Origin of the sequence: Burkholderia sp. AcTa6-5, assembly GCF_017815075.1 — a bacterium.
GTDB classification, from domain to species: domain Bacteria; phylum Pseudomonadota; class Gammaproteobacteria; order Burkholderiales; family Burkholderiaceae; genus Burkholderia; species Burkholderia sola.
In genome coordinates, this window is record NZ_JAGIQE010000002.1 from 229134 (window position 1) to 251646 (window position 22513).

22 protein-coding genes are annotated in these 22513 nt (G+C 69.1%); 10 read left to right on the forward strand and 12 right to left on the reverse strand.

The features are described 5' to 3' along the window. Positions 1 to 237 precede the first annotated feature (237 nt). The 4 genes from J8I33_RS03910 to J8I33_RS03925 are packed head-to-tail and all read right to left on the reverse strand — an operon-like array spanning position 238 to position 3825. Positions 238 to 831, reverse strand: a complete 594-nt coding sequence (locus J8I33_RS03910) for a peroxidase-related enzyme (RefSeq protein ID WP_209924605.1) — start codon at positions 829 to 831, stop codon at positions 238 to 240. After that, positions 828 to 1358 (reverse strand): hypothetical protein, encoded by a 531-nt coding sequence (locus J8I33_RS03915; protein WP_209924606.1) that lies wholly within the window; start codon positions 1356 to 1358, stop codon positions 828 to 830. The genes J8I33_RS03910 and J8I33_RS03915 overlap by 4 nt, the downstream gene beginning before the upstream one ends. Then, on the reverse strand, positions 1355 to 2815 hold the full coding sequence (locus J8I33_RS03920; protein WP_209924607.1) for an NAD(P)/FAD-dependent oxidoreductase: 1461 nt from the start codon (positions 2813 to 2815) through the stop codon (positions 1355 to 1357). Before J8I33_RS03920 ends, J8I33_RS03915 begins: the two co-directional genes overlap by 4 nt. Next, a complete protein-coding gene (locus J8I33_RS03925; RefSeq protein WP_209924608.1) occupies positions 2812 to 3825 on the reverse strand; it encodes a LysR family transcriptional regulator in 1014 nt (337 codons plus the stop codon). Before J8I33_RS03925 ends, J8I33_RS03920 begins: the two co-directional genes overlap by 4 nt. A gap of 355 nt (positions 3826 to 4180) precedes the next feature. Here J8I33_RS03925 and J8I33_RS03930 point away from each other — a divergent pair, with 355 nt between their 5' ends. The 5 genes from J8I33_RS03930 to J8I33_RS03950 all read left to right on the forward strand — a co-directional run bounded on the left by J8I33_RS03930 (position 4181) and on the right by J8I33_RS03950 (position 9387). Further along, positions 4181 to 5374 carry an ABC transporter substrate-binding protein gene (locus J8I33_RS03930; RefSeq protein ID WP_050014373.1) on the forward strand — a complete coding sequence of 398 codons (1194 nt, stop codon included), beginning with the start codon at positions 4181 to 4183 and terminating at the stop codon, positions 5372 to 5374. A 34-nt stretch (positions 5375 to 5408) separates the two neighbouring features. Then, complete coding sequence (locus J8I33_RS03935; protein WP_209933220.1) at positions 5409 to 7220, forward strand: ABC transporter permease; 1812 nt, start codon at positions 5409 to 5411, stop codon at positions 7218 to 7220. 11 nt (positions 7221 to 7231) lie between these two features. Further along, positions 7232 to 8089, forward strand: a complete 858-nt coding sequence (locus J8I33_RS03940; RefSeq protein WP_209924610.1) for an ABC transporter ATP-binding protein — start codon at positions 7232 to 7234, stop codon at positions 8087 to 8089. Then, positions 8086 to 8850, forward strand: coding sequence for an ABC transporter ATP-binding protein (locus J8I33_RS03945; RefSeq protein WP_050014377.1), 765 nt, complete (start codon positions 8086 to 8088; stop codon positions 8848 to 8850). The genes J8I33_RS03940 and J8I33_RS03945 overlap by 4 nt, the downstream gene beginning before the upstream one ends. 87 nt (positions 8851 to 8937) lie before the next feature. Further along, entirely contained in the window at positions 8938 to 9387 is a 450-nt protein-coding gene (locus J8I33_RS03950) for a hypothetical protein (RefSeq protein WP_124554427.1), read from the forward strand. Positions 9388 to 9443: 56 nt separating this feature from the next. On the opposite strand, the gene J8I33_RS03955 is transcribed toward J8I33_RS03950, so the two are convergent. Together J8I33_RS03955 and J8I33_RS03960 are read right to left on the reverse strand one after the other, a co-directional pair. Beyond that, on the reverse strand, positions 9444 to 10868 hold the full coding sequence (locus J8I33_RS03955) for a sensor histidine kinase (protein ID WP_209933226.1): 1425 nt from the start codon (positions 10866 to 10868) through the stop codon (positions 9444 to 9446). Then, complete coding sequence (locus J8I33_RS03960) at positions 10855 to 11520, reverse strand: response regulator transcription factor (RefSeq protein ID WP_050014383.1); 666 nt, start codon at positions 11518 to 11520, stop codon at positions 10855 to 10857. The genes J8I33_RS03955 and J8I33_RS03960 overlap by 14 nt, the downstream gene beginning before the upstream one ends. Positions 11521 to 11757: 237 nt before the next feature. Here J8I33_RS03960 and J8I33_RS03965 point away from each other — a divergent pair, with 237 nt between their 5' ends. Both J8I33_RS03965 and J8I33_RS03970 read left to right on the forward strand, forming a co-directional pair. Further along, the gene (locus J8I33_RS03965) at positions 11758 to 12783 is read left to right on the forward strand and encodes an ABC transporter substrate-binding protein (RefSeq protein ID WP_089489029.1); all 1026 of its coding nucleotides are present in this window, start codon (positions 11758 to 11760) and stop codon (positions 12781 to 12783) included. A gap of 123 nt (positions 12784 to 12906) precedes the next feature. Further along, positions 12907 to 14217, forward strand: a complete 1311-nt coding sequence (locus tag J8I33_RS03970; protein WP_050014384.1) for an MFS transporter — start codon at positions 12907 to 12909, stop codon at positions 14215 to 14217. 161 nt (positions 14218 to 14378) lie between these two features. Here the strand turns inward: J8I33_RS03970 and J8I33_RS03975 are convergent, their stop codons facing one another. Both J8I33_RS03975 and J8I33_RS03980 read right to left on the reverse strand, forming a co-directional pair. Further along, positions 14379 to 16184: a sensor histidine kinase gene (locus J8I33_RS03975; RefSeq protein ID WP_209933228.1), complete on the reverse strand. Its 1806-nt coding sequence runs from the start codon at positions 16182 to 16184 to the stop codon at positions 14379 to 14381. Beyond that, positions 16181 to 16828, reverse strand: coding sequence for a response regulator transcription factor (locus J8I33_RS03980; RefSeq protein WP_050014388.1), 648 nt, complete (start codon positions 16826 to 16828; stop codon positions 16181 to 16183). Before J8I33_RS03980 ends, J8I33_RS03975 begins: the two co-directional genes overlap by 4 nt. A 333-nt stretch (positions 16829 to 17161) precedes the next feature. Between J8I33_RS03980 and J8I33_RS03985 the strand changes: the two genes are divergently transcribed. After that, positions 17162 to 17614, forward strand: coding sequence for a hypothetical protein (locus J8I33_RS03985; protein WP_124630851.1), 453 nt, complete (start codon positions 17162 to 17164; stop codon positions 17612 to 17614). A gap of 108 nt (positions 17615 to 17722) precedes the next feature. Further along, positions 17723 to 19741 carry an LssY C-terminal domain-containing protein gene (locus tag J8I33_RS03990; protein ID WP_209933230.1) on the forward strand — a complete coding sequence of 673 codons (2019 nt, stop codon included), beginning with the start codon at positions 17723 to 17725 and terminating at the stop codon, positions 19739 to 19741. 23 nt (positions 19742 to 19764) lie between these two features. Here J8I33_RS03990 and J8I33_RS03995 read toward each other — a convergent pair whose 3' ends face one another. Both J8I33_RS03995 and J8I33_RS04000 read right to left on the reverse strand, forming a co-directional pair. Continuing rightward, positions 19765 to 20094, reverse strand: coding sequence for a transcriptional regulator (locus J8I33_RS03995; protein WP_006479699.1), 330 nt, complete (start codon positions 20092 to 20094; stop codon positions 19765 to 19767). Next, positions 20091 to 20423: a type II toxin-antitoxin system RelE/ParE family toxin gene (locus tag J8I33_RS04000; RefSeq protein WP_209933232.1), complete on the reverse strand. Its 333-nt coding sequence runs from the start codon at positions 20421 to 20423 to the stop codon at positions 20091 to 20093. The genes J8I33_RS03995 and J8I33_RS04000 overlap by 4 nt, the downstream gene beginning before the upstream one ends. Positions 20424 to 20730: 307 nt before the next feature. Between J8I33_RS04000 and J8I33_RS04005 the strand changes: the two genes are divergently transcribed. Then, entirely contained in the window at positions 20731 to 21240 is a 510-nt protein-coding gene (locus J8I33_RS04005) for a GNAT family N-acetyltransferase (protein WP_050014396.1), read from the forward strand. Between the two features lie 16 nt (positions 21241 to 21256). Here the strand turns inward: J8I33_RS04005 and J8I33_RS04010 are convergent, their stop codons facing one another. Both J8I33_RS04010 and J8I33_RS34730 read right to left on the reverse strand, forming a co-directional pair. Further along, a complete protein-coding gene (locus tag J8I33_RS04010) occupies positions 21257 to 22210 on the reverse strand; it encodes a leucyl aminopeptidase (protein ID WP_124679476.1) in 954 nt (317 codons plus the stop codon). Between the two features lie 58 nt (positions 22211 to 22268). Then, a complete protein-coding gene (locus J8I33_RS34730; RefSeq protein ID WP_006479692.1) occupies positions 22269 to 22391 on the reverse strand; it encodes a hypothetical protein in 123 nt (40 codons plus the stop codon). Positions 22392 to 22513 lie beyond the last annotated feature (122 nt).

The window sequence follows — 22513 nt, forward strand, 5'->3', positions numbered from 1 at the left end:
GATCTCGTTCGCAGGTCGAAGCGTCCGTTCCCGGTCGACGTCGCGCCACCCATGGCACGACGTTGAAGCCGGCTTCATTCAGGCATGCGACACTCCTTCGCGACGCTTTTCCGCTGATCCGGTTTCTGCGCCATCGCGCGCGGTTACCGAACGGGAATCGCCAACACCGAGACGAGCATTTTGTTGTCGACGCACAAGGCGTGACGCGGCACGGCCGCGCCACGTTCCTGCGTGCGGTCAGGCGCCCGCCGCCGATTCCGGGAACACCGGCTCGCCAAGCGTCAGCATCAGCCGGTTCGCCCACGCGAAGATCGCGATCGCGTGCGACAGGTCGAGAATCTCCTCATGCGTGAGCCCTTCGGCTTCGAGCGCGGCGATATCGCTGTCGTCGATCGCGTCGGGCCGTTCGGTCAATGCAATCGCATAGCGGACGATCGCGCGTTCGCGCGCCGTCGTGCCGGCCGTCGCCGGATCGTCGAACACCTGCTCGATCGCATCGGTGCGTTTCGCGAGCTGCGTGAAGCGCTGCGCATGCACCGACGCGCAGTACACGCAGCCGTTCACGCGCGACACCGCCGTGCTCGCCAGTTCGCGCTCGGCGCGCGACAGCCCGCCGGGGCCGTACATGATCGCGTTGAACACGCCCGAGCGCTGCAGCAGGATCTCGGGCAGATGGACGAGCAGCAGGTAATAGTCGGATGTTTTCGCTTGCGGGTGGCTCGCTTCGAGCACCGCGAGCTGATCGGGTCTCGCCGCGTCGAGCGATACCGTGTCGAGCCATGCGCGCCAGCCGAGCGTGTCGAACGTGAAGCCGTGGGCCGTAGTCGTCATGCGGCCTCCTTGGCGGCGCGCGCTTGAAGTGCCCGCGCGGCGGCGGCCACGCGCAACTGATACGCGACGAACGCGATGAGCTGCGACAACGCGACGATCGCGGATGTCGTGAGTCCGGCCGATTTCAACGCGGCGAGATCGGCCGCGCGTGCGTCGACCGGCGCGTGCGTCAGGCGCTTCGCGTGCAACAGGATCGCGCCGAGGCGGCGAGGCAGCGCGTCGAACGCATCGGCATCGGCTCGTTCGATATCGTCGAGCGTGCCGCCTGCGTCGAGCAGTCGCGTGCGATAGATGTCGGTCAGCGCGTGTGCGTTCGACTGTCGCGCGACATAGCGTGCCGCATGCAGCCGCTCGACCGGCGAAAGATCGGGCAGGGGGGGATCGAACAGCGCGGCTTCGCTCAGTTGCGTATGCAACAGCACCTTGCCGCGTGCGCGGCGCAGCGCGGCGACGGCGTCGCCTTCGCGCAGGCCGGCTGCCGCATCGATCGTATCCGGCGCGGCGGCCGGCGTGAGAGAGTCAGTCATCGTTTCGGTTTTCCTTCGTCGTCAAAGTGACCGATGGCGTCGGCGTCGCGCCATTCGTCGCCTTGCAGTTCGGCATTCGCGTACGCGACGAGCGCGTCGTAGTGGCGGTCGCGATCGGCATCGAACAGCCGGCTCGCAATGCCGCGCGCGAGCCGCTGCGCGCCTGCGCTGATGGCCGGAATGTCGCCGGACAGCTTGCCGTGGCTCAGGCTCGCCGCATGATTGAAGCAATGGATGCGCGTGACGGCCGGGCACGCACCGCGCTCGCGCTCCTGGAACGCGAACGCTGGGCCGAGATCGGGCGACTCGGCGAGCTCGTCGAGCCATCGCGCCGGTTCCGGCCGATAGCGATCCTTCCAGCGCCGCACGTGCGCGCCGAACGACGCGAATTCGTCGCGCGTCGTCCAGTCCGAATGAAAGCCCGTCGCGAAGATCAGGAAGTCGACCGTGTAGCGGCCGCGCGGCGTCGTCACGTCGAGGCCGTCCGCGTGGTCGGCGAGCGTCTCGATCGGGCTGCCCGCATGGAAATGCGCATGATCGTGACGCGACACGCGCAGCACGCTGTCGCGCGGCGGCGGCGTCTGCGACGTCAGCGCGTAGTGCATGAAGCGCCATTTCGTCGCGTCGTCGAGATCGGCGTAGCCGTGCACGAGGCCCGGGCTGCCGATGCCGGTCAGCTTGTTGATGCGTGGAATGTCCGCGCGGCGGAAGAACAGGTCGACGCGTGCGGCGCCCGCTTCGAGCGCGGTGCCCGCGTTGTCGAACGCGGACGCGCCCGCGCCGACCACGCCGACGCGCTTGCCCGCGAGCGCGGCGAAATCGATCGGCTCCGACGAGTGGGCCCAGCGCGTGCGCGGCGCGCGTTGCGCGACGGGCGGCACGTACGGGCCGCCGAGGCCGTCGCGGCCGGTCGCGAGCACGACGTGCCGCGCGAGCAGCGTCTGCGCTTCGCCGTTGCCGCGCACGTCGAGCGCGAGCAGCCCGTCCTCGCGCGGGCGCAGCGCGACGAGCGTCGTGTCGTTGCGCACCTGCAGGTCGAGCACGCGCCGATACCAGCGCAGATAGTCCATCCATTGCGCGCGCGGGATCTTGTACAGCGCATCCCACGCGTCGCGGCCGTATTGCGCTTCGAACCACGCGCGGAACGTCAGCGCGGGCAGGCCGAGCGCGGGGCCCGCAAGCTGCTTCGGCGAACGCAGCGTTTCCATCCGCGCGAACGTGACCCACGGGCCTTCGTAGCCGGCCGGCGCGCGATCGATCACGCACTGGTTGTCGATGCCGAGCAGGCGCAGTTCGGCGGATGCCGCGAGCCCGGCCATCCCCCCGCCGACGATCGCGACGTCGAGCACGCGCGCGCCGTCCACGTCACGTGGCGGCACCCACGACGGCGCGGGCAGGTCGAGCCAGCGCAGGTCCTGCGCGAGCCGTGCTTCGAGTGCGTCGAGCGGCGTCGTCATGCGGCCTCCGAGCGCGCGCGGCGGGTTCGTGTCGGGCGAGGCGGGCGCGCCGTGCGTTCGGTGCGCAGCCGGTCGCCGCGCAGCAGCGCATCGTGCGCGGCGGCGTCGTGAAAAATCACATCGTCGAGCAGCGTGCGCGTCGTGCGGCGCAGCGCGTCGAGCAGCGCATCGACGGCCGCCGTGCGCGCCTTGCCGGCCGGCGTCGCGACGCCGAACGCGAACGGGATGTCGACGTCGAGCGGGCGTGCGACGACCCCGTCCACCGGCAGCGCGACGCCGGTTGCCGGATCGACGATGCCGATCCCGAGGCCCGCGCGCGCGGCCATCACCGCATTCAGCGACGCATTGGTTTCGATGAACACGCGCGCCTCGACACGCGCGGCCGCGAACGCCGCGTCGATCCGCTGGCGCAGCCGATGCCGGTTCGCGACCGTCACGATGCGGCGCCGCGCGAGGTCGCGCAACGCAATGCAAGGTTTCGCCGCGAGCGGATCGCCGGCCGGCAGCACGGCGACGCACGGCGTCTGCGCGATCCAGTGCACGTCGAGCCCGGCATGCGCCATCGGCAGCGTGACGACGCCGACATCGGCCGTGCCGGCCAGCACCTCGTGCACCACATGCTCGGCCGATTCGCTGCGCAACTGGTAGTGCGGCGCATGCGTATCGTCGGGCAGCGCGGCGAGCGCGGTCGGCACGAGCGTGGCCGCGAGCGACGGCGTGGCCGCGATGCGCACGGGTTCGGCGGTGTCGTCGCCGAGCGCGCGGGCCCGCGCCTCGATCGCGCGCAGGCCGACCAGCGAGCGTTCGACTTCCTCGTACAGCAGGAACGCGCGCCGCGTCGGCGTGACGCGCGGGCCGTGCCGGTCGAACAGCGCGTAGCCGAGATCGGCTTCGAGTTCCTGGATCTGCCGCGTGACGGCCGGCTGCGAGCGGCCGAGCAGTTCGCCCGCGCCGGTGACGCTGCCGGCCGACATGACCGCGGAAAAGGCTTCGAGTTGATGCAACTCCATGACGCGTTCCGATGATGCGATTTGCGCATTGTAGGAGTGCAAGCATGCGCGATTCATATAATGATTTTTGCTATCGACAGCGGGAAAACTGCGAAGCGCGCGATCGTCGCGGCGGCCGGCCATGCGCGCATGCGCGCCGGTTGCGCGGGGTGACAAAAACGAAAGGCCAATCGAATCAACGCGATGCGACGCATGCCGGCATGTCGATCGAGGCAGCGGGTAGCCTGGATCGATCATGAGCGTCATCCGCTTCGCGCCGCGTGCGATATCGATATGCGCAAAACTTCGTTGGATCGTCCTGAACCCGATGGTTACATGCCCTCACTCTTTTCGATTGACTGAAGCAGGGGGACGCATGAACGTTTCGGGGAACGACGCGCGCGGCGCATGGTGGCGCGTGCTGGGCACGGTGGCGGCGCTCGCCGCCGCATGGGGCTTGTCGACAGGCGGTGCGCTCGCGGCCGGCGTGTCGGGCGAGCCGGTGGTGATCGGCGCGAGCGGGCCGCTCACGGGCCAGGACGCGCAATACGGCGAGCAGTGGAAGCGCGGCTTCGATCTCGCGCTCGACGAGATCAACGGCAGCGGCGGCATTCACGGCCGGCCGCTCGCGATCGACTTCCAGGACAGTCGCAGCGACCCGCGCCAGGCGGTGGCGATCGCGCAGAAGTTCGTCGCCGATCCGCGCATCGCGATCGAACTCGGCGACTTCTCGAGCGCGACGTCGATGGCCGCGTCGCCGATCTACCAGCGCGGGCAACTGATCCAGTTCGGCTTCACGAATTCGCATCCGGATTTCACGAAGGGCGGCGACTATCTGTGGAGCACCGCGCTGAGCCAGGCGGAGGAACAGCCGCTGCTCGCGCGCTATGCGGTGAGGGAACTCGGCTTCAAGCGGATCGCGGTGCTGTACCTGAACACGGACTGGGGCCGCACCAGCAAGGACATCTTCGCGAAGGCGGTGACGGGGTTCGGCGCGCAGGTCGTCGCGGCCGAAGGCTACCAACCGGCGGAGAAGGATTTCCGCTCGACGCTCGTGCGCATCGGCGAATCGAAGCCGGATTCGATCGTGCTGATCTCGTACTACGCGGACGGCGCGCAGATCGTGCGCCAGGCGCGCACGTCGGGCGTCGCGCTGCCGATCGCGGCGGTGGGCTCCGTGTATTCGCCGAAGTTCCTCGAACTGGGCGGTACGGCCGTCGAAGGCGTCTATACGGAATCGAACTTCTTCCCGGCCGAACCGCGCCCCGAGGTGCAGGCGTTCGTGCAGCGCTATCGCGCGAAATTCCACGCCGATCCCGATTCGTTCGTCGCGCGCGCGTACGACGCGCTGATCCTGTCGGCGGAAGTGCTGCGCCGCTACGGCACGACGCGCCAGGCCGCGCACGACGGCTTCGCGAAGATCAGCGACGTGCCGAGCGTGATCTTCGGCAAGGTGCGCTTCGATCCGCAGACGCGCCGCGTCGCCGGCGCGCGCACCGTGTATCTGGTCGTGAAGCAGGGGCAGTGGGCGCTGTGGGACGGCGCGAAGCCGCAGCTCGCGGCGCGCTGAACCCGAACCGCACGCACATGACGGACGCATCCTGATGGCTTCCTGGCTCGACTACACGCTCAACGGCCTCATCGTCGGCAACATCTACGCGCTGCTCGCGGTCGGGCTCGCGCTGATCTTCGGCGTGTCGCACCTGATCAACTTCGCGCACGGCTCGGTGTACATGGTCGGCGCGTTCATCGGCTGGCTGTGCCTGACGCGCCTCGGGCTGCCGCTGCCGGTTGCGCTCGCGGCGGTCGTGGTCGGGTGCGGCGCGCTCGGCATCGCGATCGACCGGATCGGGTTGCGGCCGCTGCGCCACGCCGCGCGCATCGCGCCGCTGCTCGCGACGATCGGCATCAGCTTCATCCTCGATCAGCTCGCGCAGCTCGCGTTCGGCGCGGACCCGCGCGCGGTGCCGACGCCGCTGCCCGACTGGCACGTGCGGATCGCCGGCGCGACGCTCGGCTCGCTCGACCTGCTGATCGCGGGTATCGGCATCGCGGCGGCCGCGCTGCTGTACGGCTTCCTGCGCTTCACGCGGCTCGGCTGGGCCGTGCGCGCGACCGCGCAGGATCGCGACGCCGCGTTGCAGATGGGCGTCGACGTCGATCGCGTGAACCAGACCGTGTTCGCGATCGCGTGCGCGCTCGGTGGCGTGAGCGGGCTGCTGGTCGGCATGTACTACAACAGCATCGATCCGGCGATGGGCTTCCAGGCGACGCTGAAGGGCGTCGTCGCGCTGCTGATCGGCGGGCTCGGCAACGTGCCGGGTGCGATCGCGGGCAGCCTGCTGCTCGGTCTCGTCGAAAGCTACGGCGTCGCGCTGTTCGGCACCAGCTATCGCGACCTGTTCGCGTTCGGACTGCTGATCGTCTTCCTCGTGTGGCGGCCGAACGGCTTGTTCAGTGCGAACCGTGCGCTGCCGCCGGAGCCGATGACGGGCACCTTCCTCGCTGCCGCGAAAGCCGTGCGCGTGCCGCGCCCGGTGCTCGTCGCGCTGATCGCGGCGGCGGCCGTGCTGCCGTGGCTCGGGGCATCGCCTTACGTGCTGCAGACGCTGACCAACGCGTGGCTGTACGGGCTGCTCGCGCTGAGTCTCACGCTCGTCGCGGGTACGGTCGGGCAGATCTCGCTCGGCCACGCCGCGCTGCTCGTGATCGGCGCGTATGCGTCGGCGCTGCTGTCGTCGGATCTCGGCTGGTCGCCGGCCGTGACGATTCCGTGCGCGGGCGCGATCACCGCCGTGTTCGGCACGCTGCTCGTCTATCCGGCGTTCCGCTTGCGTGGGCACTACGTGTCGATCGCGACGCTCGGGATCGGCGAAGTGGTGAGCCTCGTGATCCTGAACTGGGACAGCCTGACGCGCGGCCCGCTCGGCATCACCGGCATCGCGCCGCTGCCGTGGGCGACGACCGCGCGCGCCGCGTACTGGTTCACGTTCGCGGTGCTCGTCGTGTTCGCGCTCGTACAGGTGCGGCTGCTGCGTTCGCATCTGGGCCGCACGCTACGCGCGGTGCGCGAGGACGACGTCGCCGCGCGTGCGCACGGCATCGCGCCGAACCGCTACAAGGCGATCGCGTTCGCGGTCGGCGGCGTCGCGGCGGGCGTGAGCGGCGGGATCGCCGCGCATCTGTACAGCTACATCAATCACCAGACCTTCGATTCGCAGGTGTCGATCCTCGCGCTGACGATGGTGATCCTGGGCGGGCTCGGCAACGTGCTCGGCGGCATCGTCGGCGCGATCGCGCTGATCGGGCTGCCCGAGCTGTTCCGCTGGGCGGCTGACTACCGGATGCTGATCTACGGCCTCGTGCTGCTGCTGCTCGTCCGGTTCCGGCCGCAGGGCCTGCTCGGCACGGTGTGAGGAGGAATGCGATGACGACCACCCGATCCCTGCTCGACGTGCAGGGCCTGACGCGCCGCTTCGACGGCGTGACCGCGCTCGACGGCGCGAGCCTGACGCTCGCCGACGGCGAACTGCTGAGCGTGATCGGCCCGAACGGCGCGGGCAAGTCGACGCTGTTCAACCTGATCACGGGCGCCGACCGGCCCGATGCCGGCCGCGTGACGTTCGACGGCCGCGACATCACCGGCACCGCGCCCGAACGGCTCGCGGCGCTCGGCATCGCGCGCACGTTCCAGCACGGCCGCGTGTTCGGCAACCTGAGCGTGCTCGACAACGTGCTGATTGGCGCGCATGCGCGGCTGCGCGCGGCGCGGCCCGGCTGGCCGGCGCTCGGCGCGGCCGCCGAGGTGTGGCGCGCGCTCGTGCGGCCCGCGTCGGTACGCCGCGAAGAGACCGCGTTGCGCGAAGAAGCGCGCGCGATCGTCGCCGGCTTCGGCGAACGGCTCACGCCGCGCATCGATCATCCGGCGCACAGCCTGTCGTATGCGAACCGGCGGCGTGTGGAGATCGGCCGCGCGCTTGCGCTGCATCCGCGCCTGCTGCTGCTCGACGAGCCGACGGCCGGGATGAACGAGACGGAGACGGCCGAGATGCTGCAACTGATCCAGTCGCTGAAGGCGCGCGGGCTGACGATCCTGCTGATCGAGCACAAGCTCGAGCTCGTGATGCGCGTGTCCGACCGCGTGATGGTGCTCGACAACGGCGTGAAGATCGCCGAAGGTGCGCCGCGCGACGTGCGGCACGATCCGCGCGTGATCGAGGCTTATCTCGGCCGCCGCCATGCGGGCGGCACGCCGGCCGAGCGCGCCGCGCAGGCGGCCGCATGAGCTTGCAATCTTCCGGACCCGATACGACCATGACCGACGCGCTGCTGAAACTCGAACACCTCGACACGTTCTACGGGCCCGTGCAGGTGCATTTCGACGTGAATTTCGAAGTCGGCCGCGGGCAGATCGTCAGCCTGCTCGGCGGCAACGCGAGCGGCAAGTCGACGACGATGAAGCTGATTCTCGGGCTGATGCGTCCGCGTCGCGGCGTCGTGCGTTTCGACGGCGACGATGTGACCGCGCTCGCGACGCCGCAGCGCGTGCGGCGCGGGATCGCGGCCGTGCCGGAAGCGCGGCGGCTGTTCGGCGACATGAGCGTGCGCGAGAACCTGCTGATGGGCGCTTACACGCGCGGCGATCGTGCGGCGGTGGCCGACGACTACGCGCGTGTGCTCGATTTGTTTCCGCGGGTGCGCGAACGGCTCGCTCAGCGCGCGGGCACGCTGTCGGGCGGCGAGCAGCAGATGCTCGCGATGGCGCGTGCGCTGATGGCGCGGCCGAAACTGATCTGCATGGACGAGCCGACGATGGGGTTGTCGCCGCTGTACGTCGACAAGGTGCTGGAGCTGATCGACGCGATCAACAAGCAAGGCGTGACGGTGTTCATGGTTGAGCAGAACGCGAGCCTCGCGCTGGAGATCGCGCATTACGGGTATGTGCTGCAGACGGGGCGCGTCGTGCTCGAAGGGCCCGCAAAAACGCTGCTCGACGATGAGCGCGTGCGCGATGCGTATCTCGGTGGGGAGGCGGTGGCGGCGTAGGCGGCGCAAGCAGGCGCTGCCAGGCGCCGCGAAATGTGGAGTAGATTGGCGTTCTGTCGCGATCGATACCACGGAGAGCACCGCGCCATGTTGACCTATTCCATCCAGAAAGTCGGTTACGACTTCAATCAGCTCGATCAGCAGGGCGCGACCGACTATGCGTCGTTCGTTCATGCGTTCGATGCGTTCCCTTGGGCTGCTCAGCACGTCGAATGGAACGAGACGCAGGACGGCCCGCTGCCGGCGCTCGTGCTGCAGCATGCCGACGATCAGCGCGAGCTGTGGGTGACCGCGTTGACGGATGCGCATTCGGACGGCTTCCAGTTGAATGCGGTGTCCATGCGGATGAAGAAGGGGCTCTTCGGCATCGGCAAGGGCAAGCTGGAGCAGCACGTCGACACGATCGACGTGAGAAAGCGCGTCGATGTCGATGCGTTGTGCCGGTTGTTCTGCGAGCGCCAGTATGACGAGCTGGATCAATTGGTTGCGCGACACGCGCAGCGCAACGCCGACGACGATCGCGACAGCGACGACTGAACGCGTGTCGCGCGGCGGCGTTCGATCGAACGTGCGTGTGCCGGATCTGCGGTTGCCTAAGCGACGCTTGCGGCGTGCGTCGCCGCCGCGCGCGGAAACGTCAGCACCACCGCGAACCCGCCCGCATCGGGAAACGCAAACCCCACGCGCCCGCCGTGCGCCTTCATCACTTCCTGCACGATCGCGAGCCCGAGGCCGGACCCGGTACGCCGCTCGCTGCCGTCCGGCGCGATTCGCACGAAGGGCTGCAACGCCGCGTCCCAGTGCTCGCGCGGTATCCCGCGCCCGTTGTCGGTGACGGTCAGCGTCACCGTGCCCTCTGCATTGCCGGTGGTCGCGACCGACACGACGATGTCGTCCGCGTGGCCGTGCAGCAGCGCGTTGTGCAGCACGTTCGACAGCGCTTCCTGAAGACTGATCGCATCGCCGTCGATCCATGCGTGCGGCGCGTCGCTCGCGAACGCAACGGCCACGTCGCGTTCGCCGGCGAGCGGAATCGTGCGGCCCAGGACCTCTTTCGCGAGCGTGACGAGTTCGACCGGTTGCAGTGGCACGGCCTCGGTGCGATGAATCACCATCGCATGATTGAGCAACTGGCCGGTGAGCCGGCCGACGTCCGAAGAAGTCGCACGCAACGCATCGAGCCGCGCCGCATGACGCGCGGGATCCGATTCGCCGTCGAGCAGCTCGATCTGCGCATCGAGCCGCGCGAGCGGCGTGCGCATCTGGTGCGCGGCGTCGGCGATGAAGCGCTGCATCGCGTTGATCCGCTCGGCGAGGCGGTGCATCAAGCCGTTGATCGACCCGATGATCGCGTCGATCTCGCTCGGCGTATCGACGGCCACCGGCCGCAGGTCGGCCGGGTCGCGCGCGGCGATGATCGTGCCGATCTGCGCGAGCGGGCGCAGGCCACGCCGGATCGCGAGGCCGCTCGCGCCGATCGCGAGTACGCTCATCAGCAGGATCAGCGTCCATACCTTGATGCTCATGTCGTTCGTCAGCTGCTGGCGCGCGTTGGTTGTCTGCGCAACCGTCACGAGCGCCCAGCCCGGCGTGCTTTCCTCGGGCATGAAGCGCGCGATCGTCGCGGTGCGCACCCGATGCCCCTGGTAGACGGCGTTCGCGAACGCGGGGCCCTGCTTCGCGGCGGCGAGCGTCGCGGGGCTCGCGAGATCGTGGTACCCAGCCACGACCACGCCGCGCGAATCGACCACCTTGTAGTAGACGAGGTCGTAGCGCGACAGCGTCGACAGCGCGGCCACCGGCGGATTCAGCGCGAGCACGCCGCCTTGCACGTAGAGGTTTTCGGCGACCTGGATCGATGCGCCGGCGAGCAATTGGTCGTACGCGCGTTCGGCCGCGACGCCCGCGTAGTAGCGCGCGATCGCCGCGAGCGCGAGCGCGCCGGTCGCGACGACGAGCGCGATGAACAGCAGCGTGCGCCCGAACAGCGTCTTCGGGAACCAGTCAATGCGCGGCAATCTGATACCCCATCCCGCGTGCGGTGCGGATCTCGACCGAGCTGCCCTGCAGCTTCTTGCGCACGCGCGTCACGTACTGCTCGACCGCGTTCGCGGTCGGCTCGTTGCCGAAGCTGAACAACTGGTTCAGCAGTTCTTCCTTCGAGAAGATGCGTTGCGGGCGACTCGCGAGGATTTCGAGCAGCGCGAATTCCTGGCGCGACAGCGACAGCGGCTGGCCGTCGAGTTCCGCGAGACGGCTGCTGCGGTCGATCACGAGGCCGCCGAGCGTCAGCACGTCGTTCGCATGGCCGCTGTTGCGGCGCAGGAGCGCCTGCACGCGTGCGTCGAGTTCGCGGTAGTCGAACGGCTTCACGAGGTAGTCGTCGGCGCCGAGGCCGAGGCCGCTCACGCGGTCGTCGATCGCCGAGCGCGCGGTGACGAGCAGCACGGGCGTCGTGCTGCCCGTCGCGCGCAGGTTGCGCAGTACCGTGAAGCCGTCCATGCCGGGCAGGTTCGCATCGAGCACGACGAGATCGAAGCGCTCGACGCGCAGCAGCCCGTTCGCGGTCGCGCCGTCGGTTTCGAGATCGACGGCGTGGCCGAGCCGGGCCAGACGGCTGCGGATCGCCGCGCCGATTTCGGCATCGTCCTCCACGACGAGAATGCGCATGGTGCCGTTTGAAGGTAGGTGGGTTAGGGGTTTTCCCGGGGCCGGGATGTCAGCATTTTCTCAGACTCGGCCGATAACCTGTGTCGAGCCGGAAGCAGGATGCAAGGACGGCATTAATACCAGAAATATTCATGGAGACGGCAACATGCAGCATGTCACGGGCACGACGAACGCGCGCCGCGGCGCCACGCCGGCCTGCGCGTGGCCGCAGGCCGTCCGCTGCACGGCGGCGCGCGCATGACGACGTCGCCGCGCCGCCGCGCGTTGATCGCAGCCGGCCTCGGCGTGCTGGGCGTGCTCGGGGCGCCGGCGCGGGTGCGCGCGAAGCCGCGCACCGTGCGGATCTCGAAAGGCTATGGCGTGCTGTACCTGCCGCTGCTCGTGATGGAGAAGCAGCGGCTGTTCGAGCGGCATGCGGCGCGCCGCGGCGTGCGCGACGTCGCGGTCGAATGGGTGCTGCTCGACGGCGGCAATTCCGTCAACGACGCGATGATGGCCGGCACGCTCGATTTCGCGGCCGCCGGCGCGCCGGGTTTCATCGAGCTGTGGGCGCGGGCGCGCGGCATTCCGAACGTCGAGGTGATCGGCGTCAGCGGGCTGTCGACCACGTCGCTGTCGCTGAACGCGAACCGCGCGGGCCTCGTGTCGCTGCGCGACTTCACGCCGTCCGACCGGATCGCGGTGCCGGGCATCCGCACGTCGCTGTCGGCGGTCGTGCTGCAGATGGTCGCGAGCCGGCAACTCGGCCCGACGCATTTCGCGCAACTCGATTCGATCACCGTGAACCTGCCGCATCCGCAGGCGATGCAGGCGCTGATCCGCCGCGAGAACGGCGTGACCGCGCACTTCACGTCGCCGCCGTTCTCGACGCTCGAATTGCGGCAGCCGGGCATCCATCGCGTGGTGAATTCGGTCGACGTGCTCGGCCCGCTGACGCTCGACGTCGTGTTCGCGCCGAAGCGGCTCGTCGATGCGGAGCCGGCGCTCGCCGCCGCGTTTCTGGGCGCGCTCGACGAGGCGAATCGAATGATCGCGCAGGACCCGCGCGCGGCGGCCGCGCTCTATGCGTCGTCGTCGGGCGTCGGCGTGTCGCACGACGACGTGATGCGGATGCTCGCCGCGCCCGACACGCGCTTCTCGGTGTTGCCGAACCAGCTGATGGACTACGTCGAATTCCTGTACCTCGCCGGCACGATCAAGGCGAAGCCGCGCGCGTGGCACGAGATGTTCGCGCCGATGCTCGACGACTACCGGGCGGGTTGAGCCACGCGGGCCGCGATCCGAGTCCGTTTATCGAACCACGTGACGCCCGCGCGTTCATCAAGCGCGGCGCCGATTCAACCGACAAGCAACCGATATGCAACCGATTCACCCAAGGAGCCTGAAGTGAACGCTACCGACACTCTGGACCCCGCGTCCGCCGAAGAACAGCGCATCATGTCGAAGATGGCGCGGCGCCTGCTGCCCATCCTCGTCGTGATGTTCCTGATCGCGTTCATCGACCGGCAGAACGTCGGTTTCGCGAAACTGCAGATGGTGCACAGCCTCGGGATGACGGAAGCCGCGTTCGGGCTCGCGTCGTCGCTGTTCTTCATCGGCTACCTGCTGTTCGAGGTGCCGAGCACCCTTGCGCTGCATCGTTACGGCGCGCGCGTGTGGCTCGCGCGGATCATGCTGACGTGGGGGCTCATCACGGTGCTGATGGGCTTCACGACGTCGATGCCCGCGTTCTGCTCGCTGCGCTTCCTGCTCGGCATCGCCGAGGCCGGCTTCTATCCGGGCGTGATCTATTACCTGACGCTGTGGTTTCCGCAGAGCTACCGCGCGAAGGTGCTCGGCATCTTCACGCTCGGCAGCGCGCTCGCGAACATGCTCGGCTCGCTGGTCGGCGGCGTGCTGCTGAGCCTGAACGGCGTGTGGGGGCTCGCGGGCTGGCAGTGGGTGTTCGTCGCGACGGGCATTCCGGCCGTGGTCGTCGCGATCGTCGTGTTTCGCGTGCTGCCCGCGTCGTTCCGAGAAGCGCCGTTCCTCGACGCGCGCGAGAAGCAGATCGTCGCGGCCGCGCTGGAGCGCGAGAAGCCGGCGCAGGCCGAGCACGGTCAGCCGTGGAAGGCGCTGCTCGATCCGCGCGTGATGCTGTTCGCGGCGACCTACATGCTGATGTCGACGTCGCTGTACGGCGTCACGTACTGGCTGCCGACGCTCGTGAAATCGTTCGGCGTGTCGAGCACCACGAATGGCTTCTTGAGCATGCTGCCGTGGGCGCTCGCGGTGGTGCTGCTGGTGTGGCTGCCGGCGAAGCTGCGTCGCGCGAAGAGCATCCTCCGCACGATCGCGATCGTCGCGGCGCTCGGCGCGCTCGGCTTCCTGCTGAGCCTCGTGCTGCCGTCGACGCCGCTGCGCTTCATCGCGCTCGTGCTGGGCGGCGCGTGCATCCCGCTGCTGTATCCGTGCTTCTGGTCGATGCCGCCGCGTTACTTCACCGGCGCGCGGGCGGCCGCGAGCGTCGCCGCGATCAACTCGATCGGCAACCTCGGCGGCTTCTTCAGCCAGAACCTGATGCCGTTCGCGGGCAAGGTGACGGGCACCGCGTTCGGGCCGATGATCGTGCCGATCGTGTGCCTCGCGTTGCTCGGCGTCGGTGCGCTGGTCGCGTGGACGCGCTCGGAGCGGGGGATGGTCGCGGCGCGGGCGTGATGGCGTGCGGCGCTATCGCAGCGTCGGCCGGTTTTCGATGATCCTGAAACAGGACGACGCATGCCGGTTCGACGGCAAGTACTCGAGCGCATGCTGAAAGCGGCGCGCTCGACGAAGGCGGTCGACCAGGCCATCGTTGTCCGGCGTCTCCCGCCGCCCGTCTAGCCCCGCGAAACCCCGTGCCCGCCATGCGCGAGCGCCACGGGCGCCGGCACCCGCGGAATCTCGACCTCCACCGTCGTGCCTTCGCCGAGCGTCGTCGCGATCCGCAGCGTGCCGCCGACCAGATACGCACGCTCGCGCAACCCCACCAGCCCGAACGAAGCCGACTTGCGCGGCACCGCGGGATCGAAGCCCGCGCCGTCGTCGCGTATCGTCAGCGCGATCGCTTCGCTGCCGCACACGAGCTCGACGTCCGCGTGCGACGCGGCCGCGTGCCGGGCGACGTTCGCGAGCGCTTCCTGCGCGATGCGGAACACGGCCGTCGCATACGGTTCGTCGAGTTGCAGTTCGGGCGGCTCGACGTGCAGCGAACAGGCGATCCCGTGACGGTGCCGGAAATCCTCCACGAGCCATTGCATCGCCGCCGCGAAGCCGAGATCGTCCAGCATCAGCGGGCGCAGGTCCGACGCGATGCGGCGCGTCGCGGCCACCGCGCCGCGCGCGAGCGCATGCATCGCCGCGATCTTGCGTGCGAGCGACGCGTCGTCCTGCGGCACGCGGTCGATCAGCGATTCGAGATCGTTTTTCAGCGCCGCGAGCGACTGCGCGAGTTCATCGTGCAGTTCGCGCGCGATGCGGCGCTGCTCGGCTTCGCGCGCGCTGGCGCTGATCGCGGCGATCTCGCGCAGCTCCTCGCGCGACGCCTGCAACGCCCGCTCCGCGCGCACGCGCTCCTCGACTTCGCGTCGCAGGTCGCGGTTCGACGCGCTCAGCTGCGCGGTGCGCGCGGCGACGCGTTGTTCGAGCCGTTCGTTCGCGTCGTTCAGCTGCGCGCTTTTCTGCACGACGAGCAGATGCTGGAAGCGTGCGCCGGCCAGCGCGCGCACCGTCTGCGCGTGCAGCCGGCCGTTCTCGAACAGCATCGCGAACAGCACGACGCCCGACGCGACGAGGCCGTACGCGCGCCCGGCGTAGAAGCCGAGATCGAAGCGCCCGTGGTTCAGCATCGACGACAGCGCGATGTCGAACAGCCACGCGACGAGTACCGTCATCACCCAGAGGTCGAGCACCGAATGGCGGCGCCGCTGCCGCCACATCAGCATCAGCGCGACGAGATTCAACCCCCAGACGACCGTGATCGCTTTCGTCATCGTCGCGGTCATCCGGTTGCCGCTCATGATGCGCGGCAGCAGGTCGTGGCCGGCGGTCGCGAGCAGCGCGAGCGCGACCGTCGCGCCGATCGCGGCGGCGATGCAGAGGCCGACCGGAATCGCCGCGCGGTGCTGCGGGGCCGGGCCCGGGGCCGGATGCCCGCGCGACGTCGCGCGCAGCAGCGCGTACGCGGCGACCGACAGCGGAAAGCCGCCATGCCAGAACAGGTATAGCCATGCGGTGGTCTGTTCGCCGGCGCCGAGCAGGCCGGTCCGCGCGAACAGCCCGGGGAAGGTCAGCATGTGCGTGCCGGCCATGAACGCCGTGAACAGGTAGCCGCCCGCCAGCACGAGCAGCGGCTTCTCGCGCAGGATCGCGTACTGACCGAGCAGCAGGCCGGCCGTCACCATGTCGTTGATGACGATCGCCGACTGGTAAACGGGAATGAACGCCCAGCCCGGCGCGAGCGGCATCGCCGCGAACGGCGCGAGCGCGGCGAAGATCACGGCCGACACGAGTACCGTCGCGAGCGCGAGCCGCCTTTCGCGCCGGCCCGGCGGCAGCGACGACATGAACAGGCGCGACGTGTCCGGATCGTCGTTGTCCGACGGCGGCGACGGCGGTGCGGGCGGGAAGCGGAAGGCGGCCATCATGCGTCGTCGGCCCCGAGGTCGAGATCGTGGCGCACCGTGTAGCGGACCAGTGCGGCTTCGTGCGGCAGCCCCATCTTCTCGAGGATCCGCGTCTTGTACGTGCTGACCGTCTTCGCGCTTAGTGCGAGTTCGGACGCGATCCGCGTGACGGTCTGACCGGCGACGATGCGGCGCATCACGTCGAACTCGCGCGCGGACAGTCGCTCGTGCGGCAGCGCCTGAGCCGGTGCGCGCAGCGTGTGCGCGAGGCTTTCCGCCGCGGACGGGCTCACGTAGACGCCGCCCGCCGCCACCTTGCCGACGGCCTCGACGAGTTCGGCGGTCGCACTGTCCTTCGTCAGGTAGCCGGTGGCGCCGGCCTTGAACGCGCGCGCCGCGTACTGCGCTTCCGCGTGCATCGTCAACACCAGCGTGCGCAGCGACGGCGCCTGGCGCTTGACCAGCCGGATCAGCTCGATGCCGGTCGGCGCGGGCATCGACAGGTCGAGCAGCAGCACGTCGGCGGCCATGCGTTCGGCCAGCGCGAGCGTGCCCGAGCCGTCGCTCGCCTCGCCGACGATCTCGAAACCGCCGGCCATCTCCAGAATGTGACGCAGTCCGTCCCGCATGACTGCGTGATCGTCAGCCAGAATTACCCTGATCATCTTCCAGCGGTCCTCTTCGGGATGACGCCGCGCGTTGCCGTCGTGGCTGTCCGGTTGTCGCCGCGGCCGTTCTTCTGACCAATATATGCCCCCGAACCCGAAAACGGTACTCGTTCGAGAAATTTTCAACGAGAGTGATCGCGGAATGCGCACTGCGACGAAATAATTTATCGGCAAGCGTATCGTGCGCAGCGCACGCGAATCAGGGTATTCCCGGGTGATCGTTGTACCGGACGCGGGCCGGCGCGGCATCGACGGCTCGCCCCGCGAACCGCTCCGATTCGGGACTAAACTGGTGCCCGATGCCATCTGCGCGAACCGAGGAGTCCTGCAATGATCGAGCTGGCCGATATCCTGCCGTCCGCCCTGCCTGCCGCCGTTGCCTGGGCCGAAGCGGAGGCAGCGCGCGGGCTCGCGCAGGGCGCGCCGCTGACCCTCGGGCAGGCCGACGACGCGCGCACGGTGGGCGTCGCGCAGCCGGAGCGGATTCGCGTGATGACGGTCGAGCGCATGCCGTTTCCGGACACGCCGACGCTTGCCGCGATCGCCCGCGACACGGGGCTGCTGTCGCCCGGGACGATCGGCCTCACGCTCGGTCATGCGGTGTACGTGCTGCGCGGGCAGGACACGCGCCGGCTGCTGACCCACGAGTTCCGTCACGTGCATCAATACGAGGCCGCCGGCTCGATCGGCGCGTTTCTTGCGCGCTATCTGCACGAGATCGCGACGGTCGGCTACCACGACGCACCGCTCGAGGCCGACGCGCGGCAACACGAGTTCGATTGACCCCTGACCTCGACGCCGGCGCGAGCGTGCGCATGTCGCGATGAACGTATCCAATGCCCCTCCCGGCCCGCTGTTCGCGCATCGGGCCGCACCGTTCGGGAGTGTGCGATGAGCGACACGATCCATGCGTGGATCGGCGCGATCGGCGCGCATCCGCTTCTCGTGCTGGCGGTCGTGTTCGTGGCCGCGTGCGCCGAGGCGATCGCGCTGATCGGCACGGTCGTGCCGGCGGGCGCCGTGATGTTCGCGGCCGGCGCGCTGATCGGCGCGGGTGCGCTCGACGCATGGGCGACGATCGGCGTCGCGGCCGTCGGCGCGGTGATCGGCGACGGGATCAGCTACGAACTCGGCCGACGTTACCGCGGGATGATCCGCACTGCGTGGGCGCGCTTCGGCTCGGCGAACGCGTACGCACGCGGCGAGGAATTCGTGCTGCGTCACGGCATGAAGAGCATCGTGCTCGCGCGCTTTCTCGCGCCGGTGCGTGCGGTCGTACCGGTCGTCGTCGGTTGCGCGACGCTGCCGCGCCGGTTGTTCTATCCGGTCAACGTGATCTCGGCGCTCGTGTGGGCGCCCGTGCACGTCGCGCCCGGCATCCTGTTCGGCGCGTCGGCCGCGCTGGCCGCGGCGATCAGCGTGCGAGTCGCCGCGATCCTGCTGGTCGTGGCCGCGCTGGTCGCGCTCGTGTGGATCGGCGTGCGCGTCGCGCTGCGGCGCGGCTGGCCGTTGTTGTGTCGTGCGCTCGCCGAAGCCGTGCACGCATGCGTGCGCCGCTGGCCGCGGTTCGGCGCGCGGCTGCACGACGGGATCGCGTACCTGCGCGGGCTGCCGGGCGCGGTGCCCGTGCTCGCGCTGTTGTTCGTCGGCTGCGTGTGGCTGTTCGCGGGGATCGTGCAGGACGTCGTCGCGAACGATCCGCTGATGCACGCGGACATCGCGCTGTACGCGTTCCTGCAGCACCTGCGCACGCCGCCCGCCGACGCCGCGATGAGCGCGCTCGCCGTGCTGCACGGACACGACACGGGGCTGATCGTCGCGGCCGCGTTTCTCGTCTGGCTGATGATCCATCGCTGCTGGCTGACGGCCGCATGGTGGCTCGCGACGATCGGCGTCGCCGTCGTGCTCGTGCCGGTGTTCGGCGCGGGCGCGCCCGGCGCGACGCCTGCGAGCCTGCCGCCCGGCGCGCTGCACGTGCCGCTGCCGGACGGCGACGCCGCGTTCGCGATTCTCGCAAGCAGCGGCCTTGGCTGGGTGCTGGCGCGCGACCGGCCCGCGCGGTGGCGCATTCCGGTCGTGACGGCGGTCGTGCTGTGGATCGTGCTCGGCGGCTTCGCGCGGCTGTACGTCGGCGATACCTGGTTGTCGGGCTTGCTGGGCGGATGGAGCCTCGGGCTCACCTGGTTCGCATTGCTCGCCGGCGCCTATGCGTACTGGCGCGTGCGCGAGCACGTGCAGCCGCGCGGCGCGCTCGTCGCGGTCGTCGTCGTGCTCGCGACGGCCGGCGTATGGACGGTGCCCGCGCAGTGGCAGCTCGATCGCGCGGCGCGTCCGCATGTCGGCGACGTGGTCGCGATGACCGTCGACCAGTGGCTGCGCGGCGGGTGGCAGCGCGTGCCGGCGCGGCGCACCGAGATCGGCGGCGACCGCGAGGAATATCTGCCGCTGCAATGGAGCGCGACGTCGGACACGCTCGACCGCCATCTCGCGCAGGCCGGCTGGCAGCGCGCGACGCCGTGGTCGCCGGCCACCGCGCTGCGTTGGCTATTGCCGCAGGCGCCCGCCGATACGCTGCCCGTGCTGCCGCGTTATACGCACGGCGAGAGCACGCGACGCGTGTTCGTCCGCGTCGATCCCGCCCACCCGGAAAGCCGCTTCGTGCTGCGGCTGTGGCGTTATCCGTACGTGTTGCAGGATGCGCTCGGCATGCGGCCGCTGTGGTATGGCGCGTTGTATCGCGAAACGCTGCGCCGGCCGGCGCGGCTGATGACGATCGTGCACACGACGACGATCGACGATGCGGCGACGATCGCACACGCGTTGGCGGTCGAGCCGACGATCGCGCATCCGCCGGCGGGGATGACGGCCGCGCCGGATCAGATGCTGCTGGTGTGGATGGTTCAGCCGTGACGGGGCAGGTGTGACGCGCGCCCTTACGCGTGCGACGGCTGCGCGGGAACGACGGACAGGCGCAGGCCGACGGTCTTGAGTACCGCGAGCAGGGTTTTCAGCGTCGGGTTGCCGTTCGGAGACAGCGTGCGATACAGCGATTCGCGGCTGATGCCGGCTTCGGCCGCGACGGCGCCGAGCCCGCCGTACGCTTCCGCGACCGTGCGCAGCGCGAGCAGACCGGCCGCGCGGTTGTCGGGATCGTCGAGCGATTCCATCGCGACGCGCAGATAGGCGACCGCGAGCTCGCGGTCGGCGCCGAGTTCGGCGACTTCCGCATCGTGGTGCGATACCGCGCCTTTGAGCTTGTTCATGTTTGCCTCCGTTTCCAGTTCGACCAGTGTTCCTTGGCGCGCCTGATGTCGTCGGATCGACTCGCCTTGTCGCCGCCGGACAGCAGCAGCACCACGGCGCCGCCGTGCCGGCCGAAGTACACGCGATAGCCGGTGCCGACATGGACGCGCAGTTCGATCACGCCTTCGCCGACCGGCTCGCAATCGCCGAAGTTGCCGGTCTGCACGCGGCGCAGCCGCTCGCGGATTCGCGCCTGCGCGGGCTTGTCACGGACGGCGTTCAGCCATTCGGTGAACGGCTCGCGACCGTCGTCGCGTTGATAGCGAAGAAGTTCGAACTTGGAGAGCATTGTAACTTATAAGCTACAAAAAGGTAAATGGAGCGGGGCGGTTCACATCGCAATGGCTGGGCGGCCGATGAGCATGCGGCGTCTTCATCGTTCGGGATTCGAGGGCGTGGAGCGGGCTTCCCGGACGACGATCATTTTTTCATCCGGGATGGCGCGTGACGATTCGGCCAAATGGCCGCTACGGATGGTGCGACGGGACGCGCGTATCGCAGCGCAGCGCGGCGATAACGGCGACCGTCGATGAATCGCGGTACGATCGCTCGTTCGCCCGTCTGGCCTGCCGACATCACCTCACGAGAGACCCCGCATGATCACGATTCGCCCGATGACCGACGACGATTTCGCGCGCTTCTGGCCGACTTACCGCGCGATCGTCGCTGCTCAGGAAACCTATGCATTCGATCCCGAGCCGACCCAGGAAGCGGCGCGCGCACAGTGGCTCGACGCGCCGCTCTGCACGTGGATCGCCGAAGAGGACGGCGTGGTGCTCGGCTCGTATTTCCTGAAGGCGAACGCGGCCGGGCCCGGCAAGCACGTGAGCAACTGCGGCTACATGGTGAGCGAGGCCGCGCGCGGACGCGGCGTCGCGCGCCTGATGTGCGAACACTCGCAGCAGATGGCGCGCGAGCGCGGTTTCCTCGCGATGCAGTTCAATTCGGTGGTCGCGACGAACGCGGTCGCGGTCGCGCTGTGGCAGAAGCTGGGATTCGAGATCGTCGGCCGGGTGCCGCGCGCATACCGTCACGCGCGGCTCGGCTTCGTCGACTGCTTCGTGATGTTCAAGTGGCTCGGCGACGCGGCGGCCGCCGAAGCCTGAGCAACCCGCCGCCGCGTCAGACGGCGAACGCGCCGTCGAACACGATCCGTTCGTCGAGCGCGAGCGTGCCGCGCGCGAAGATCAGGTCGAGATGGTGGCTGCCGTTTTCGCCGCCGCCGAGCCCGAGATGCAGGCCCGGATGGCGTTCCTCGAACCCCGCGTTGCGGCCGTACAGGCCGCGAATGCCGAGGTTCGTGCCGATGCCGAATTCCTCGATCCGCCGATGATTCGCGTGCCGGTCGAGATAGGTCGCGAAATCGCGCCGGAAGCCCGCATCGTCGGTGTCGAAATCGACGATCGTGCTGTGCTCGACATGCAGCGTCGCGAGCTGCTCGGCCACCTTGTACTTGATCGCGAACGGCACGGTGCCGAGAAACGTGCCGCTGAACACGACGGTGCCGTTCAGGTCCGTCACGTGCGTCGCGATCTCGCCGGGCACGACGTCGAGGTTGCCCATGCCGTCCACGCTCGTCCATTTCTGGTCCGGCGCGAGCGAGCCCGTCAGCGTGTTGCCGGCTTCGTCGATGAAGCGGATCTGCGACGCGCGTGCTGCGGCCTCGATCAGCCGGCCGTTGCGCGCGGCGATGTCGTCGAGCGATTCGGCGAACGCCTCGTCGAGGTGCGGGCCGTAATCCTTGAATAAAACCGATTTGCCCCAGTGTTCGACGATCGCGGGGCGGATCGCGGCGAGAAATGGCGGCCCGCTCGGCGACGGCGTCGGCAGGCACGACGAGTCGTACAGCAGCACGAACAGGTCGGCGTCGTCGAGTGCGGCGGCGATATCGGCGGGTGCGGTGCTTTCGAGGCAGAGGGTGGTCGCGTCGAGCGAATCGGGCAGGGCGGAAAAGGCGCGCAACGCGGTGTCGCGGTTGCGGGTGTCATAGCCGACCAGCAGTTTCCCCGATTCGCCGCGTGCCAGCTTGTCGCGCAGCGCCGGGTGAAAACCGAGCGCGCGGTGCAGGTTCAGCATGCGTATCTCCGGAAGCGGCGGAAGGGCCGAGGCCCTTCCGCGAGAACGGGTGGCCCGCTCAGACCGGCCAGAGCGCGGTGCCGAACGGCACCACGGCGTCCTCGACCATCATGTCGACGGCCTCGGGGTGCGTGTCTTCCTGCATCCAGTCAAGCAATTCGATCTGCTGGGTTTCCTGCATGTCAATTCTCCTGTGGTGAACATGAGTGATTCAACATGAAAGCGCGGCAAAAACATGGCCGCTCCTCGTTCGGAATTTTTTGAATGCCGGGCGAGTGGCGTCGATATTAGTCTGATGAATTT

Bases quoted from the DNA above. Each gene is read 5' to 3' on its own strand.
- J8I33_RS04005 (WP_050014396.1), top strand. From the start codon at position 20,731: ATGATCACGATTCGCCCGATGACCGACGACGATTTCGCGCGCTTCTGG.
- J8I33_RS03935 (WP_209933220.1), top strand. From the start codon at position 5,409: ATGGCTTCCTGGCTCGACTACACGCTCAACGGCCTCATCGTCGGCAAC.
- J8I33_RS03990 (WP_209933230.1), top strand. From the start codon at position 17,723: ATGAGCGACACGATCCATGCGTGGATCGGCGCGATCGGCGCGCATCCG.
- J8I33_RS03910 (WP_209924605.1), bottom strand. From the start codon at position 831: ATGACGACTACGGCCCACGGCTTCACGTTCGACACGCTCGGCTGGCGC.
- J8I33_RS03965 (WP_089489029.1), top strand. From the start codon at position 11,758: ATGACGACGTCGCCGCGCCGCCGCGCGTTGATCGCAGCCGGCCTCGGC.
- J8I33_RS03975 (WP_209933228.1), bottom strand. From the start codon at position 16,184: ATGATGGCCGCCTTCCGCTTCCCGCCCGCACCGCCGTCGCCGCCGTCG.
- J8I33_RS03985 (WP_124630851.1), top strand. From the start codon at position 17,162: ATGATCGAGCTGGCCGATATCCTGCCGTCCGCCCTGCCTGCCGCCGTT.
- J8I33_RS03945 (WP_050014377.1), top strand. From the start codon at position 8,086: ATGAGCTTGCAATCTTCCGGACCCGATACGACCATGACCGACGCGCTG.
- J8I33_RS03925 (WP_209924608.1), bottom strand. From the start codon at position 3,825: ATGGAGTTGCATCAACTCGAAGCCTTTTCCGCGGTCATGTCGGCCGGC.
- J8I33_RS04010 (WP_124679476.1), bottom strand. From the start codon at position 22,210: ATGCTGAACCTGCACCGCGCGCTCGGTTTTCACCCGGCGCTGCGCGAC.
- J8I33_RS03960 (WP_050014383.1), bottom strand. From the start codon at position 11,520: ATGCGCATTCTCGTCGTGGAGGACGATGCCGAAATCGGCGCGGCGATC.
- J8I33_RS04000 (WP_209933232.1), bottom strand. From the start codon at position 20,423: ATGCTCTCCAAGTTCGAACTTCTTCGCTATCAACGCGACGACGGTCGC.
- J8I33_RS03920 (WP_209924607.1), bottom strand. From the start codon at position 2,815: ATGACGACGCCGCTCGACGCACTCGAAGCACGGCTCGCGCAGGACCTG.
- J8I33_RS03930 (WP_050014373.1), top strand. From the start codon at position 4,181: ATGAACGTTTCGGGGAACGACGCGCGCGGCGCATGGTGGCGCGTGCTG.
- J8I33_RS03915 (WP_209924606.1), bottom strand. From the start codon at position 1,358: ATGACTGACTCTCTCACGCCGGCCGCCGCGCCGGATACGATCGATGCG.
- J8I33_RS03995 (WP_006479699.1), bottom strand. From the start codon at position 20,094: ATGAACAAGCTCAAAGGCGCGGTATCGCACCACGATGCGGAAGTCGCC.
- J8I33_RS03940 (WP_209924610.1), top strand. From the start codon at position 7,232: ATGACGACCACCCGATCCCTGCTCGACGTGCAGGGCCTGACGCGCCGC.
- J8I33_RS34730 (WP_006479692.1), bottom strand. From the start codon at position 22,391: ATGCAGGAAACCCAGCAGATCGAATTGCTTGACTGGATGCAGGAAGAC.
- J8I33_RS03980 (WP_050014388.1), bottom strand. From the start codon at position 16,828: ATGATCAGGGTAATTCTGGCTGACGATCACGCAGTCATGCGGGACGGA.
- J8I33_RS03950 (WP_124554427.1), top strand. From the start codon at position 8,938: ATGTTGACCTATTCCATCCAGAAAGTCGGTTACGACTTCAATCAGCTC.